This is a genomic window from Tabrizicola sp. (assembly GCF_030694085.1).
GTDB lineage: Bacteria > Pseudomonadota > Alphaproteobacteria > Rhodobacterales > Rhodobacteraceae > Tabrizicola.
Map to the genome: position 1 here is coordinate 72,232 of NZ_JAUXZE010000056.1, position 13,770 is coordinate 86,001.

At 64.4% G+C, this 13,770-nt stretch carries 12 protein-coding genes and 1 tRNA gene; 12 read left to right on the plus strand and 1 reads right to left on the minus strand.

The genetic code is table 11. The annotated features are described in order from the left end of the window. The first annotated feature begins 173 nt into the window (after positions 1-173). The 9 genes from Q8M85_RS13950 to Q8M85_RS13990 are packed head-to-tail and all read left to right on the plus strand — an operon-like array spanning position 174 to position 9,265. Positions 174-647, plus strand: coding sequence for an Rrf2 family transcriptional regulator (locus tag Q8M85_RS13950; RefSeq protein ID WP_305545668.1), 474 nt, complete (start codon positions 174-176; stop codon positions 645-647). Continuing rightward, complete coding sequence (locus Q8M85_RS13955; RefSeq protein ID WP_305545670.1) at positions 644-1,687, plus strand: cysteine desulfurase family protein; 1,044 nt, start codon at positions 644-646, stop codon at positions 1,685-1,687. Before Q8M85_RS13950 ends, Q8M85_RS13955 begins: the two co-directional genes overlap by 4 nt. Before the next feature lie 18 nt (positions 1,688-1,705). Beyond that, positions 1,706-3,220, plus strand: coding sequence for a Fe-S cluster assembly protein SufB (gene sufB, locus Q8M85_RS13960; protein WP_371135264.1), 1,515 nt, complete (start codon positions 1,706-1,708; stop codon positions 3,218-3,220). A gap of 7 nt (positions 3,221-3,227) precedes the next feature. Continuing rightward, a complete protein-coding gene (locus tag Q8M85_RS13965; RefSeq protein ID WP_305545672.1) occupies positions 3,228-4,904 on the plus strand; it encodes a glycosyltransferase family 2 protein in 1,677 nt (558 codons plus the stop codon). 18 nt (positions 4,905-4,922) lie between these two features. Next, on the plus strand, positions 4,923-5,678 hold the full coding sequence (sufC, locus tag Q8M85_RS13970; RefSeq protein ID WP_305545674.1) for a Fe-S cluster assembly ATPase SufC: 756 nt from the start codon (positions 4,923-4,925) through the stop codon (positions 5,676-5,678). Next, on the plus strand, positions 5,678-6,973 hold the full coding sequence (sufD, locus tag Q8M85_RS13975) for a Fe-S cluster assembly protein SufD (RefSeq protein ID WP_305545676.1): 1,296 nt from the start codon (positions 5,678-5,680) through the stop codon (positions 6,971-6,973). The genes sufC and sufD overlap by 1 nt, the downstream gene beginning before the upstream one ends. A gap of 9 nt (positions 6,974-6,982) precedes the next feature. Beyond that, entirely contained in the window at positions 6,983-7,462 is a 480-nt protein-coding gene (locus Q8M85_RS13980) for a YIP1 family protein (protein ID WP_305545678.1), read from the plus strand. Continuing rightward, the gene (locus Q8M85_RS13985) at positions 7,459-8,052 is read left to right on the plus strand and encodes a YIP1 family protein (protein ID WP_305545680.1); all 594 of its coding nucleotides are present in this window, start codon (positions 7,459-7,461) and stop codon (positions 8,050-8,052) included. Before Q8M85_RS13980 ends, Q8M85_RS13985 begins: the two co-directional genes overlap by 4 nt. Next, a complete protein-coding gene (locus Q8M85_RS13990) occupies positions 8,045-9,265 on the plus strand; it encodes a cysteine desulfurase (RefSeq protein ID WP_305545682.1) in 1,221 nt (406 codons plus the stop codon). Before Q8M85_RS13985 ends, Q8M85_RS13990 begins: the two co-directional genes overlap by 8 nt. 12 nt (positions 9,266-9,277) lie before the next feature. Here the strand turns inward: Q8M85_RS13990 and Q8M85_RS13995 are convergent, their stop codons facing one another. After that, complete coding sequence (locus Q8M85_RS13995) at positions 9,278-11,422, minus strand: S8 family peptidase (protein ID WP_305545684.1); 2,145 nt, start codon at positions 11,420-11,422, stop codon at positions 9,278-9,280. A 176-nt stretch (positions 11,423-11,598) separates the two neighbouring features. Here Q8M85_RS13995 and Q8M85_RS14000 point away from each other — a divergent pair. The 3 genes from Q8M85_RS14000 to Q8M85_RS14010 all read left to right on the plus strand — a co-directional run bounded on the left by Q8M85_RS14000 (position 11,599) and on the right by Q8M85_RS14010 (position 13,766). Continuing rightward, a tRNA-Arg gene (locus tag Q8M85_RS14000) sits at positions 11,599-11,675 on the plus strand. Positions 11,676-11,751: 76 nt separating this feature from the next. Next, complete coding sequence (locus Q8M85_RS14005; protein ID WP_305545686.1) at positions 11,752-12,783, plus strand: AbrB family transcriptional regulator; 1,032 nt, start codon at positions 11,752-11,754, stop codon at positions 12,781-12,783. Between the two features lie 89 nt (positions 12,784-12,872). Continuing rightward, positions 12,873-13,766, plus strand: a complete 894-nt coding sequence (locus tag Q8M85_RS14010) for a metal ABC transporter substrate-binding protein (protein WP_305545688.1) — start codon at positions 12,873-12,875, stop codon at positions 13,764-13,766. Positions 13,767-13,770 lie beyond the last annotated feature (4 nt).

Below are 13,770 nucleotides of genomic sequence, written 5' to 3' on the forward strand. Positions count from 1 at the left end.
ACTCTTCTCATGCGGGAGCGATTTCTTGACGCTTTCGCTCGGATAAACTAGAACCGTTCTAAAGCGGGCCGGGCAAGGCCGGGACCGACTTTTCGGGGCTTGACTGAGGTAATGCCGCACAGGCGCGGCGTCAATGCGATTGCGATTCCCGGTGTGCCGGGACAGGGGGCGGAATGAAGCTTTCGACCAAGGGGCGATACGCGATGGTGGCGCTGGCTGACCTTGCGCTGGCTGAAGGGCAGAAGGGCGGCGACGATCTGGTGTCGCTGGCCGCAATCTCGAAGCGGCAGGACATCAGCCTGCCTTATCTCGAGCAGCTTTTCGTCAAGCTCCGCCGCGCGGGCCTGGTCGAAGCGGTGCGCGGTCCGGGCGGCGGCTACAAGCTGGCGCGCAGCCCGAACGAGATCCGCATTTCCGAGGTGATGGAAGCCGTCGAAGAGACGGTGGATGCCATGCACACAGGCGCTGGCGCTTCCGGCGGGTTGTCGGGCAGCCGCGCGCAATCTCTGACCAACCGGCTCTGGGAAAGCCTGTCGGCCAACGTCTATGTCTTTCTGCACCAGGTGCGGCTGTCGGATGTGGTGAAGAACGACCTGACCCCGTGCCCGGCGGTGCCGCATCTGTTCCGCGTGGTGGATGAGGAATGAACCGCAGCTACCTCGACTGGAACGCGACGGCCCCCCTGCGCCCCGAGGCGAAGGCGGCGATGGTCGCGGCGATGGAGGTGGTGGGTAACCCGTCCTCGGTCCATGCCGAGGGGCGGGCGGCGAAGTCGCTTCTGGAAAGATCGCGCGCCGGGATCGCTGCGGCGCTTGGGGCGGACGGGGCGGACATCATCTTCACCTCTGGCGCGACCGAGTCGGCGGCACTGGCCTGCGCCGGTCGGGGGCTGGTCTGCGCGCCTTTGGAGCATGACGCGGTCGCTGCCTGGTGTGAGGCGTCGTTGACGGTGGACGGACAGGGCAGGGTCGCGGTCGCTGATCCCGCCCGGACCGCCTTGCAACTGGCGAACTCCGAAACCGGCATCCTGCAGGACCTGCCGCAGAGCCTTGCTGTCAGCGACCTCACGCAGGCTTTCGGCAAGGTGCCGTTGGCTTTCAACTGGCTTGGTTGCGATATGGGACTGGTCTCGGCGCACAAGCTGGGTGGCCCGAAGGGCATTGGCGCTCTGGTCGTGCGCCAGGGCATCGAGGTCCCGCCGCAAATGAAGGGCGGGGGGCAAGAGATGGGTCGCCGCGCCGGGACCGAGAACCTGATCGGCATCGCCGGATTTGCCGCCGCCTGCGAGGCTGCCGCGCGGGATCTGGCCAACGGAGTCTGGGACGAGGTTGCCGAACTTAGAAATATTCTAGAATCGGAGTTGTCGGCTGCGGCAAAAGAAACTATTTCGGTCGGGAATGGTTTGCCACGGCTGCCGAACACGCTGTGCCTGATTGCTCCCGGCTGGAAAGGGGAGACGCAGGTGATGGCGATGGACCTTGCGGGGTTCGCGATCTCTGCGGGCTCGGCCTGTTCCTCGGGCAAGGTCCGGGCCAGCCGCGTGCTGGTCGCGATGGGCTTTGACGCGGCGCTTGCGGGCCAGGCAATCCGGGTCTCGCTTGGGCCCGGCGTGACAAAAGACGACGTGCTGCGGTTCGCCCAAGTCTGGACCGCCACCTATGCCAAGGCCCGCGCGCGGGCTGCCTGAAAGGAAACGCCGATGACCATGCTGGAAACTGTCGATGGAACCGAGGTGCGCGAAGGCGTGGACCGCGAGACAATCGAAACCGTGCAGGCGATGGCGGGCAAATACAAGTACGGCTGGGAAACCGACATCGAGATGGACTACGCCCCGAAGGGGCTGAACGAGGATATCGTTCGTCTTATCTCTCAGAAAAACGGCGAGCCGGAGTGGCTGCTGGACTGGCGGCTGGCGGCTTACCGGCGCTGGGTCAAGCTGGAAGAGCCGCGTTGGGCGATGCTGACCTATCCCGAGATCGACTATCAGGACCAGTTCTACTACGCGACGCCGAAAAGCATGGCGAAGAAGCCGAAGTCCTTGGATGAGGTCGATCCGAAGCTGCTGGCGACCTACGCCAAGCTTGGAATTCCGTTGAAGGAACAGATGCTTCTGGCCGGAGTTGAAGGTGAAGCGGAACCGCGCCAGGTGGCGGTCGATGCGGTTTTCGATTCGGTCTCGGTCGGCACGACCTTCAAGGCGGAACTGGCCAAGGCGGGGGTGATCTTCTGCTCCATCTCCGAGGCCGTGCGCGAACACCCCGAGCTGGTGAAGCAATACCTTGGGTCGGTCGTGCCGCCTTCGGACAACTTCTTCGCCACGCTGAATTCGGCCGTCTTTTCGGACGGCTCCTTCGTCTACATCCCCAAGGGCACCCGCTGCCCGATGGAGCTGTCGACCTATTTCCGCATCAATGCGGAAAACACCGGCCAGTTCGAACGCACCCTGATCATCTGCGACGAGGGTGCCTATGTCAGCTACCTGGAAGGCTGCACCGCGCCCAAGCGCGACACCAACCAGTTGCATGCGGCCGTGGTGGAAATCGTGATCCTGAAGGACGCCGAGGTGAAGTATTCAACCGTCCAGAACTGGTATCCCGGTGACGAGAACGGGGTCGGCGGCATCTACAACTTCGTCACCAAGCGCGCCGATTGCCGGGGCGACCGTGCGAAGGTGATGTGGACGCAGGTGGAAACCGGGTCGGCGATCACCTGGAAATACCCCTCCTGCATCCTGCGGGGGGATGATTCACAGGGCGAGTTCTATTCCATCGCCATCGCCAACAACGCCCAGCAGGCCGATACCGGGACCAAGATGATCCACCTTGGCAAGCGCACCAAGTCGCGGATCGTGTCCAAGGGCATCAGCGCGGGCCGGGCGCAGAACACCTACCGGGGGCTGGTGTCGATGCACCCGAAAGCCAAGGACAGCCGCAACTACACCCAGTGCGATAGTCTTCTGATTGGCGACAAATGCGGGGCGCACACCGTGCCTTACATCGAAGTGCGCAACAATTCCTCGCGCGTGGAACATGAGGCGACCACCTCAAAGGTGGACGACGACCAGCTGTTCTATTGCCGTTCGCGCGGGATGGACGAAGAGGAAGCTGTCGCGCTGGTGGTCAACGGCTTCTGCAAGGAGGTCCTGCAGGCCCTGCCGATGGAATTCGCGATGGAGGCGCAAAGCCTGGTCGCGATCAGCCTGGAAGGCTCGGTCGGCTGACCCTACGATGGCCCACGTGCGTGCATATGCGGAACCGGATGCGGAACGAACCACGGTCGTTCTGGTCTCGGCCATGCGCAACGAGGGGCCGTTCGTGCTGGAATGGCTGGCCTATCACCGGGTGATCGGGGTGGACCGGGTGGTTGTTGTTTCCAATGGCTCAACGGATGGATCGGATGATCTGCTGACGGCCCTCGCTCAATCGGGCGAGATCACCTTCCTGCGGACCACACCCGGCTATGGAGTCGCGCCGCAAGAGGCCGCGGTGCAGGCCTTTGAAGCTGAGGTCGGCTATCGGCCAGGCGCCTGGTATCTGTGGCTGGATGCAGATGAATTCCTGAATGTTCACGTCGGCGACCGGACGGTGCAGGCCCTCTTGGACCGGCTGGGCAGCGCCGGGGCGCTGATGCTGAACTGGCGGCTCTTCGGCTCGGGCGGGAATGACAGCTTTACCGGCCGCCATATCTCGGACGATTTCACTGGGGCCTCCAAGCTTGGGTTTGTTGCAAATCTGGAAACGAAGCCGATGTTCCGCGCAGATCATCGGTATGCCGGGTTCTCTGCCAATTCCGCCGGGCTGCCGCGCCTAGTGGATGGGGCGGCGGTCACGGCGGAGGACTGCCTTGGCGGCAATGGCAAACCCTTGGACCCGAAGAACCCCCGCACCGCACCCTGGCTGGCGCGGGAACCGTACACCGGGCGCACCAACCTGGCCTCGCGGCGGGAATTCGGCTGGGACTTGGCGCAGATCAACCACTATTCGGTGCGCACGCCCGACCATTTCCGCCTGAAAGCCGCGCGGGGGCGGGGCATGGTCTCGACCGGACCGCGCCGCCCGAATGTCCGCCACACGCCGGAATACTTCGACCGTTTCGACCGGAACGAGGCCGAAGACCGCAGCATCCTGCACTGGGAAGCCGCGGTTACAGCCGAGATTGCCCGCCTTGCGGCTTTGCCCGGCGTGGCCGAGGCGCAGGCCCGCGTCGATACGCTGGTGGCCGAGGCGCTTGCTGCGCTGGATCAGGCTCCCGACCGTCTGATCGACGACATCGCGACACCGAAAAGGAAGGTCATTCGCGGAATGGATGCAGAGATGGAGCAGGAGGCCGACGCCCCAAGCTTTGAGCTGACCTTTGCCCCAAGGGAACGCCGGTTCCTGGTCAGCAAATACGAGGCGGCGACCACGATCCTGGAGTATGGCAGCGGCGGGTCGACCGTACTTGCGGCCGAGCTGGGCAAGACCGTGTTCAGTGTCGAAAGTGATCAGGACTGGGCCGACCGAATGGCCTCGCATGTCGCCACGATTTCGGACCGGGCGCATGTCCACTGGGCCGATGTCGGCCCCACCGGCCCCTGGGGCGTGCCGATGAAACCCCGGGAGTTCCGCAAATTCCACGAATACGCGCTGTCGGTCTGGGACCGGCCCGATTTCGTGCAGCCTGACCTGGTGCTGATCGACGGCCGGTTCCGCGCGGCCTGCCTCGTCGCCGTGATGATGCGGACGGCAAGGCCGGTGACCGTGCTGTTCGACGATTACATCAGGCGGCGCTACTACCACGGTGTCGAAGGTCTGGCCCAGAAGGAAGAAATGGTCGGCCGCATGGCCCGCTTTACTGTCACCCCCGGCGCGATCCCGCCCGATATGGTCACCCAGGCCGTCGGCTGGTTCACCGATCCGCGCTGACGTCACAAGGAAAGAAAAATGCTGGAAATCAATAACCTGCACGTCAAACTTGAAGAAGAGGACAAGGTGATCCTCCGCGGCGTCGATCTGAAGATCGGACCGGGCGAGGTCCATGCAATCATGGGCCCCAACGGCTCGGGCAAGTCGACGCTGTCCTACGTCCTGTCGGGCCGCGACGGCTATGAGGTGACCGAGGGTTCGGCGACGCTGGACGGCCAGGAACTGCTGGAGATGGAGCCGGAAGAGCGCGCGGCGGCGGGCCTCTTCCTGGCCTTCCAGTACCCGGTCGAGATCCCCGGCGTCGGCAACATGACCTTCCTGCGGACGGCGGTAAACGCGCAGCGGAAAGCCCGCGGCGAGGATGAACTCAGCGCCGGCGACTTCCTGAAGATCGTGCGCGAAAAGGCCAAGACCCTGAAGATCGACGCCGAGATGCTGAAGCGCCCGGTCAACGTCGGCTTCTCGGGCGGCGAGAAAAAGCGCAACGAAATCTTGCAGATGGCCATGCTGGAACCCCGCATGTGCATCCTGGACGAGACCGACTCGGGCCTTGACGTCGATGCGATGAAGCTGGTCGCGGATGGGGTGAACGCCCTGCGCAGCGCCGGCCGGTCCTTCCTGGTCATCACGCACTACCAGCGGCTTCTGGACCACATCAAGCCGGACGTCGTTCACATCATGGCGGCGGGTCGCATCATCAAGACCGGCGGCCCGGAACTGGCCCTTGAGGTCGAGAGCAACGGCTATGCCGACATCCTGAACGAGGTGGGCTGATGGCACTGCCGAAGGCAAAGGAAGACGCGCTCGCCGCCCGGCTGGCGGCACTGACCCTTCCTGCGGGCAAGGGCTGGCTTGCGGCTTTGCGGAGCGAGGCTCTGGCCCGGCTGACCGCGATGGGCCTTCCCGCCCGGCGCGACGAATACTGGCGCTACACCGACCCGACCAGCCTGAATGTCCCGGAAGCCCCCGTGGCCGTCCGCTTCGAGCCGGGTGACGAGGCGGAACCCTTTGACGGCATGGACCGGCTGAAGATCGTCTTCGTGGACGGGGTCTTCGACGCCGCCGCTTCGGACGACCTGACCCTGTCCGGCGTGACGATCGAGCGGTTGTCGCAGACCGGGGGCAAGGACATCCATTGGGCGCAGGGCCTGTATGGCCAGTTGGAAACGCGCGGCCAGACGCCCGTCGCGCGGCCGCTGGCTGCGCTGAACTCGGCTTTTGCCACGGATGGGGTGCTGATCCATGTCACTGGCAGGGCGGCGAAACCGGTCTCTTTGATTTATGTCCATCAATCAGATACTTCGGACGCGATCCTCCACCATTGCGTGAAGCTGGAGGCGGGTGCCAGCCTGACACTTCTGGAAAACGGCCCCGCCGCTGCGCGCTTTTCCAATGTGCTTGAGGTCGACATCGCCGAGGGGGCGCAGTTCCATCACATCCGGCTGCAAGGCCGCGACCACCAGCGCCGCGCGGTGACGCATCTTTTCGCCCGCCTGGGGGCCAGATCCGAAATGCGGTCCTTCACGCTGACTGCGAACGGTCGGCTGACCCGCAACGAGGCGGTGGTCGAGTTGACCGGCGACGAAGGTCGGGCGCATCTGGCCGGGGCAACGGTGGGGGACGGCGACTTTCACCACGACGACACAGTCTTCGTCACCCATGCGGCTGTGGCCTGCGAAAGCCGTCAGGTGTTCAAGAAGGTCCTGATGAACGGCGCCGTGGGTGTCTTCCAGGGCAAGATCCTGGTGAAACCCGGCGCACAGAAGACCGACGGCTACCAGATCAGCCAGTCGCTGCTTCTGGACGAGGACAGCCAGTTTCTTGCGAAACCCGAGCTGGAGATCTACGCCGACGACGTCAAGTGCAGCCACGGCTCGACCTCTGGCGCCATCGACGAGACCGCGCTGTTCTACCTGCAATCGCGCGGCATACCTCGCCGAAGGGCGCAGGCGCTTCTGGTCCTGGCCTTCCTTGCCGAAGCCATCCAGGAGATCGCCGACGAAGACATCGCCGAGGACATCCGCGGCCGCCTGGAACGCTGGCTCGCCCGGCACGGCTCGAACGGGTAGGGCGGTAGGATGACGGTTTCGGCCGATATGGTGGCCACCTGGAGGCGGCCGCGACAGATCCTGCGGCAGCACCTTGCGCGCGGTCAGTCCGAACCTTTTGCCTTCTCGCTTCTGCTTGTCTTCCTGGCGCTGACCTTCATCGGTCAATGGCCCGTCGCGGCGCGTGAGGCCTTTCTGGCCGAGGAAGCGTCCCCCGTGCCGCGCATCCTGGCCCGCGCCTTTGCCGTGCTTGCGACGATCCCGCTCTGGTATCTTCTGGCCGCGCTCAGCCGACTGGTCGCCAGGGCGCTTGGCGGGCAGGGGAACTGGTACGGGGCGCGGATCGCGCTCTTTTGGGCGTTGGCCGCGGTGGGACCGCTCATGCTGCTGCAAGGCATGGTCGGCGGGATGATCGGTCCAGGCTCTGCGCTTTCGGCCGTGACGCTGGCGGTGGGCCTGGCCTTCCTGTGGCTTTGGGCCACACTTTTGCACGAGGCGGAACGCGGATGACCCTGGGTGCGCGACTTGCCTCTCTGGCGCGGCTGACGCTGCAGGATCCGCAACAGGCGGCGCGGGTGCTTCTGGCCGAAGGCGTGCCGCTGAAGGCGCGCAGTGCCGGTCTTCTTCTGGTGGCGATCCTGTCGGCGCTGCTTGCCAGCCTGCAGGTCGGCGGGCGGGAGGGTCTTGATCCGTTCAGCGCGCTCATGCTGGCCAGCCCGATCCGCGCGGCGGTGTTCCAGTGGCTGTTCCTGGCGGTGACCGTTGTCCTGGTCCACCGGGTCGGCCGGGCCTTCGGGGGTCACGGGCGCTTTGCCGACGCGCTGCTTGTCGTCGTCTGGTTGCAGCTGGTCATGCTGGGCTTCCAGGTCCTGCAGATGGTCATCCTGCCCTTGTCGCCGAACTTTGCCGGGTTGATTGGCCTTGTCATCTTCGGGCTCTATCTCTGGCTTCTGACCGTGTTCATCGCGGAACTGCACGGCTTCGCGTCGCGCGGGATTGTCTTCCTGGTCATGGTGCTGACCGCCATTGCCGCGGGGTTTCTCCTGGCGGTGGTGCTGATCCTCTTCCTCGGGCCGGAGGCCCTGATGCCGAATGTATGACGTCCGACAAGTCCGCGCCGACTTCCCGATCCTGTCCCGGCAGGTGAATGGCAAGCCATTGGTCTACCTTGACAACGGCGCGTCGGCGCAGAAGCCGCAGGTGGTGATCGACGCTGTGACGCGGGCCTATTCCGAGGAATACGCCAATGTTCACCGGGGGTTGCACTACCTGTCGAACCTTGCGACCGAAAAGTACGAATCCACCCGCGGGATCATCGCGCGCTTCCTGAACGCCGCCTCCGAGAGCGAGATCGTCTTCACCACCGGCACGACCGAGGCGATCAACCTTGTCTCCTACGCCTGGGCTGCGCCAAGGTTGCAAGCCGGCGACGAGATCGTGCTGTCGGTGATGGAGCATCACGCCAACATCGTCCCCTGGCACTTCCTGCGCGAACGGCAGGGCGTGGTGCTGAAATGGGTCGATGTGGACGCGAACGGCGACCTTGACCCGCAGGCGGTGATCGACGCGATCGGGCCGAAGACCCGGCTTGTGGCCGTGACGCATATGTCCAACGTCCTTGGCACCGTGGTCGATGTGGCCTCGATCTGCCGGGGCGCGCAGGAAAAGGGCGTGCCGGTGCTGGTCGACGGCAGCCAGGCCGCCGTCCATATGCCGGTCGACGTGCAGGCACTTGGTTGCGACTTCTACGCCATCACCGGACACAAGCTCTACGGACCTTCGGGGTCGGGCGGAATTTACATCCGCCGCGAGCGTCAGGCCGAGATGCGCCCGTTCCTTGGCGGCGGCGACATGATCCGCGAGGTCACGCGCGACACCGTCACCTGGAACGATCCGCCGATGAAGTTCGAGGCCGGGACCCCCGGCATCGTGCAGCAGATCGGCCTTGGCGTGGCGCTGGACTACATGATGTCGCTTGGTATGGCCAACGTGGCCGCCCACGAACGCACGCTTCGCGATTATGCCCGCGACAGGCTTGCGGGCCTTAACTGGCTGAACGTGCAAGGCACTTCGGCGGGGAAGGGGGCGATCTTCTCGTTCACGCTGGACGGGGCGGCCCATGCCCACGACATCTCGACCATCCTGGACAAGCGCGGCATCGCCGTCCGCGCCGGCACCCATTGCGCCATGCCGCTGATGGAACACCTTGGCATCACCGCCTCGTGCCGCGCTTCGTTCGGGCTTTACAACACGGTCGAAGAGGTCGACGCCCTGGTCAGCGCGCTGGACCTGGCGCACGAGCTTTTCGCCTGAGGCCGGGTGGGTTCAGAACCTGAAGGCAAAGGCCAGGGCGCCGCTGGTGTCCTGTTCACCTGTCCGGTTGCCGAAGTTCTCGGACTGGATCAGCGAAAGCTTGAACTCCAGCCCATCGCCAAGTTCTGCCTGATAGGTAAGATCCAGATCGATCTGCCGTTCGTCGGGGGCCAAGTCCAGCGCGACCCGGTCAAATGCCGAAGCCCCCTCACGAACCACCGGAAGATCCAGGACTGTCTGGCCCGAGGCAATCGCGACGGGCAGGCCGATCCCGAGCGAAATCCGGTCGCCCTTGGCAAGAAAGTCGCTGCGCCCGACGGTCAGCTTCACGGCGTCAAAGCGCGCCGAGCCGGTATCACCGAACGCAGTCGCTCCACCCAGATCGGTCACCCCAACTTCGCCGGACATCGCCACAAATGCGTTGTTCCCCAAGTGCTGTGTCACCCCAAGGGTGACCGAAGCCATCAGAGCTGCGTTGTCCCGGTCAAGACTGGTGAGCTGACCGTCGTCGCGCGCAACCTTGACGCCCAGATCCACGCGCACCGGCCCGTCGGTCAGGGCCTGGCTGACCGTCACGCCCGCGCTTCCTTTTGAACCTTCAGGAAAAAGCACGGCGGCCGCCGTACCTCGGTCATTCGCAGTCATTGCAAGGACTGGGCCGGTGAACGCCGCGAAGGGATCGGACAAGGCAGACGGAGTGGCCAGCCGTTCCGCCGACAGATTGCCGCGAAGACTTCTTGCCAGCAACTTGGCCGCCTGCGGACCAGGGAAAGCGCCCGCGGTAAGGGCATCTGCCGACATCGAGAACCCGGCCGAAAGCGCATCCTGGACCGCAACGTCGGTGCCCGAAAGGCCAGTCTCCAGGGCGTTTCCGAACGCCGACCCGGTGCGCAGAACCGGCGCATCCGTCGAGACGGTTCTGCCCTCCGACAACGCCATCACTGTGCCGCCGATGGGCCTTAGGGCAGCCTCGATGTCCAGGAACCCGTGGCCGTAGATGACCGAGTAGCCTTTGCTGAATCCGTCGGCGAGTTCGATCGTGTCATCCGCACTGAAGAAGTCATCCGCGGCCGAGGCCAAGAGCCGGACCCGCAGATCATGCGGTGAAAGCGTCGGGAAAGCCTGTGCAAGAAGCGCCAGTGCTCCCGAGACTTGTGGTGCGGCAAACGACGACCCTGTCGTCGGAGCGTAATCCGCCCCGCCGCCGGTGGCCGCGAACCAGGTGCCATCGGCCACCAGACACCAGCGCGCCGCCTGCCAGCACGAATTCGACAAGAGATGGACGTCGGTAATGCTTCCGCCCGTGAAGGTGGGGACTCCGTTGGCTGTAGCGATCCATCCGGCCTCAAGCGACGGCCGGAGATACGGCAGGGCGTCCATCAAGGTGGCATCCCGCAGATTGTCGTTCGACACCGAAAAGACAACAACGCCTTCCGAGGCATATTCGTCCAGCGAGGCAAGATAGGCCGCGCTTTGCGGCGCGCCGTTGTTGAACGCGGCATCAAAGCCGGCCTGGTCCGCCCCAAGTCCCAGGTAACCCCACGAGTTGTTCCAGGCCACTGCGCCGTTGGCTCGCGCATATAATCCCAGGTTTGCAAGGTCCTGATCGCCCCAGGTTCCAAACAGAATTGTTGCCTCGGGTGCGATGCCGACAAAGCTGGAAGAGTTTCCAGCGGCGACCGAGGCAACCGCCGTTCCGTGCTCGTTCGGGATGCCTTGCGAGTCCGACGGATCGCCGTTCGACAGCAGAAGGACGCGTCCGCTGATCGTTTCGTGCGACCCGGAAATATGCTCATCGGAAACCGCGATATACTGCCTCGCTCCCGAAAGTCCCGCCGCATGGGCAAAAGCTGCACCGGACGTCCGAATGGGGTCCTGGGTCGCCACGTCCGGTATGTCGGCATCAAAGTTCTGCTGCAGCCACGCGATCGTCACGTTGGTGTTGCGGTATCTCGTCGTCGCGAGAAGAACGGCCGTGTCCGCGATGATCGAGGCCGAGAAGTCCAGTCCCCGGGTCAGGACCGATATCGAGACCGGCGCAGGTGGCGCAAAGGGCGAGAGGTAATCGAAAGGATTGAACCCCGCCTCCTCGCCGCCACCGCAGGCTGCAAGCAGGGCAAAACTGGACAGGGACAGCAGAAGGGATGTCCGACGCACGGGAAGACTCTCTCGCGGAAGACGATTGATTACAACTTCAGCGATAGTCTGCGATTTGGGCTTTTTTTTGCCATCAGAGGTGCGGATTTCGGTTGCCCGCAGACAGAGTTGCCCTTGCGCCCGCAGCGCCATTTGCCATTGAATCCCCTTGCTCCTTCCGTTAAGGACACGCTTAGGCACCCATAGCTCAGCTGGATAGAGCGTTGCCCTCCGAAGGCAAAGGTCGCACGTTCGAATCGTGCTGGGTGCACCAAAAAATCCATCCTGCGTCCGCTTTGTGCCTTTCGCGGCGGCCTTTCTGGACGCCTTGTGAACGCATCGGATCGGCTGTGCCGACATTGGCCCGAATAGCTGCGGGATTGGCGCTTGGAACTGTCGGAGGCATGGTCTTCCATGCCCTTGCATTACCTTTGCCCTGGATGCTTGGCGCGCTTTTCGTCACCATGACCGCCTCGGTCGCGGGCCTGCCGGTTCAGGGACCCGCGCGGCTGCGGTCGGCGATTGTGGCGATCATCGGGGTGCTCCTTGGCTCGCGCTTCACGCCCGAGGTGATGGGGCAGGTGGGCGAGACGCTGGTGACGCTGGCAATCCTCTTGGTCTATCTTGTGGTCGTCGCCCTGGTCGTCGTGCCCTTTTACCGCTACGTCGGTCGGCAGGACTGGACCACGGCCTATTTCGCCGGCATGCCCGGCGGACTGTCCGAGATGATCGAGTTCGGCGAGGCGCGGGGCGCCAATGTTCCGGCGATCGTGCTGGCCCATTCGCTGCGCATCGTCGTCACCATCGCGCTGATGGCCTTTCTGTTCCGCGTTGTGCTGGGCCATGACGTAGGTGCCGCCGCGATGGCTCCGGGGCCTGCGTTGGGGCTTGTTGATGCCGCGATCCTGACCGCCTCGGCGGTGCTGGGGGCGTTTGCGGGCACCCGGCTGAAGTTACCCGCGCCGACCTTCCTTGGGCCCTTGATCCTGTCGGCGGCGGTGCATCTGGCGGGCTTCACCGAAAGCGCGCCGCCGACGCTGCTGGTCAATGCGGCCCAGGTGGTGCTGGGCACGATCCTGGGCTGCCGCTTCCTGGGCATCGCCCCGGTGATGCTGGCCCGCGCGGGGCTTCTCAGCCTTGGCTCGACGATCCTGACCTTGGCGCTTGCCGGGGTGGCGGGGCTGGCGATGGGCCGGGCAGTGGGCGTCGGGCTTGATCAGGCACTTCTTGCGCTGGCCCCCGGAGGTCTGACCGAGATGGGCCTCATCGCGCTGGCCATCCATGCCGACGTGGCCTTCGTGGCGCTGCACCACGTCGCCCGCATCCTTGTCGTCCTGGTCCTGGCTCCGCTTGCGGTGCGGCTCTTGCCCGGGGACGACTGAATTCCTGCGGCCCTGGGGCAGAGGGCCTTGTCTTCTTGCAAATGCTTCTCATTTACATTCTACTATGATCAAAGCTGATTGGAGCCTCCATGCCGCTTTCCTGCCGTTTCCTGCTTGCGATCCTGACCGCCGCGCTGCCCGTCACTGCCTGGGCGCAAGAGCCGCTCAAGGTCGTCACCACCTTCACCGTGATCGCCGACATGGCCCGTAACGTCGCGGGTGACGGGGTCGAGGTCGTCTCGATCACCAAGCCCGGGGCCGAAATCCACGGCTATGAACCCACCCCGCAGGATATCGTCGGGGCCGCGGATGCCGACCTGATCCTCTGGAACGGGCTGAACCTGGAACGCTGGTTCGAGCAGTTCCTGACCAACCTTGGCGACGTGCCCGCAGCCACTCTGAGCGACGGGATTCAGCCGATCTCGATTTCCGGCGGGGATTATGAGGGAAAGCCCAACCCCCACGCCTGGATGAGCATCGACAATGCGCTGATCTACGTCGACAACATCGCAGCGGCATTGTCCGAAGCCGATCCCGACAGCGCTGCGACCTACGCGGCCAATGCGGACGCCTACAAGGCCGAACTTCGTGCAGCCCTCGACCCGCTGAAGGCACAGATCGCCGCATTGCCCGAGGACCGTCGCTGGCTCGTCTCCTGCGAGGGCGCGTTCAGCTACCTTGCGCGTGACCTTGGGCTGCAAGAGCTTTACCTCTGGCCGATCAACGCCGATCAGCAGGGTACGCCCCGCCAGGTGAGGGCCGTGATCGACGGCGTGCGCGACCACCAGATCCCGGCGGTCTTCTGCGAAAGCACCGTTTCGTCCGACCCCGCAGAACAGGTCGCCCGCGAGACTGGCGCAGCCTTCGGTGGCGTGCTCTACGTCGACAGTCTCAGCGCTGGCGACGGGCCGGTGCCGACCTATCTCGACCTCTTGAAGGTCACCACCGAAACCATCGCCAAGGGCCTTGCGCCGACGAACTGAGGGT

Bases quoted from the DNA above. Each gene is read 5' to 3' on its own strand.
- Q8M85_RS14010 (WP_305545688.1), top strand. From the start codon at position 12,873: ATGCCGCTTTCCTGCCGTTTCCTGCTTGCGATCCTGACCGCCGCGCTG.
- Q8M85_RS13950 (WP_305545668.1), top strand. From the start codon at position 174: ATGAAGCTTTCGACCAAGGGGCGATACGCGATGGTGGCGCTGGCTGAC.
- Q8M85_RS13990 (WP_305545682.1), top strand. From the start codon at position 8,045: ATGTATGACGTCCGACAAGTCCGCGCCGACTTCCCGATCCTGTCCCGG.
- sufD (WP_305545676.1), top strand. From the start codon at position 5,678: ATGGCACTGCCGAAGGCAAAGGAAGACGCGCTCGCCGCCCGGCTGGCG.
- Q8M85_RS13985 (WP_305545680.1), top strand. From the start codon at position 7,459: ATGACCCTGGGTGCGCGACTTGCCTCTCTGGCGCGGCTGACGCTGCAG.
- sufB (WP_371135264.1), top strand. From the start codon at position 1,706: ATGCTGGAAACTGTCGATGGAACCGAGGTGCGCGAAGGCGTGGACCGC.
- Q8M85_RS13980 (WP_305545678.1), top strand. From the start codon at position 6,983: ATGACGGTTTCGGCCGATATGGTGGCCACCTGGAGGCGGCCGCGACAG.
- sufC (WP_305545674.1), top strand. From the start codon at position 4,923: ATGCTGGAAATCAATAACCTGCACGTCAAACTTGAAGAAGAGGACAAG.
- Q8M85_RS13965 (WP_305545672.1), top strand. From the start codon at position 3,228: ATGGCCCACGTGCGTGCATATGCGGAACCGGATGCGGAACGAACCACG.
- Q8M85_RS13955 (WP_305545670.1), top strand. From the start codon at position 644: ATGAACCGCAGCTACCTCGACTGGAACGCGACGGCCCCCCTGCGCCCC.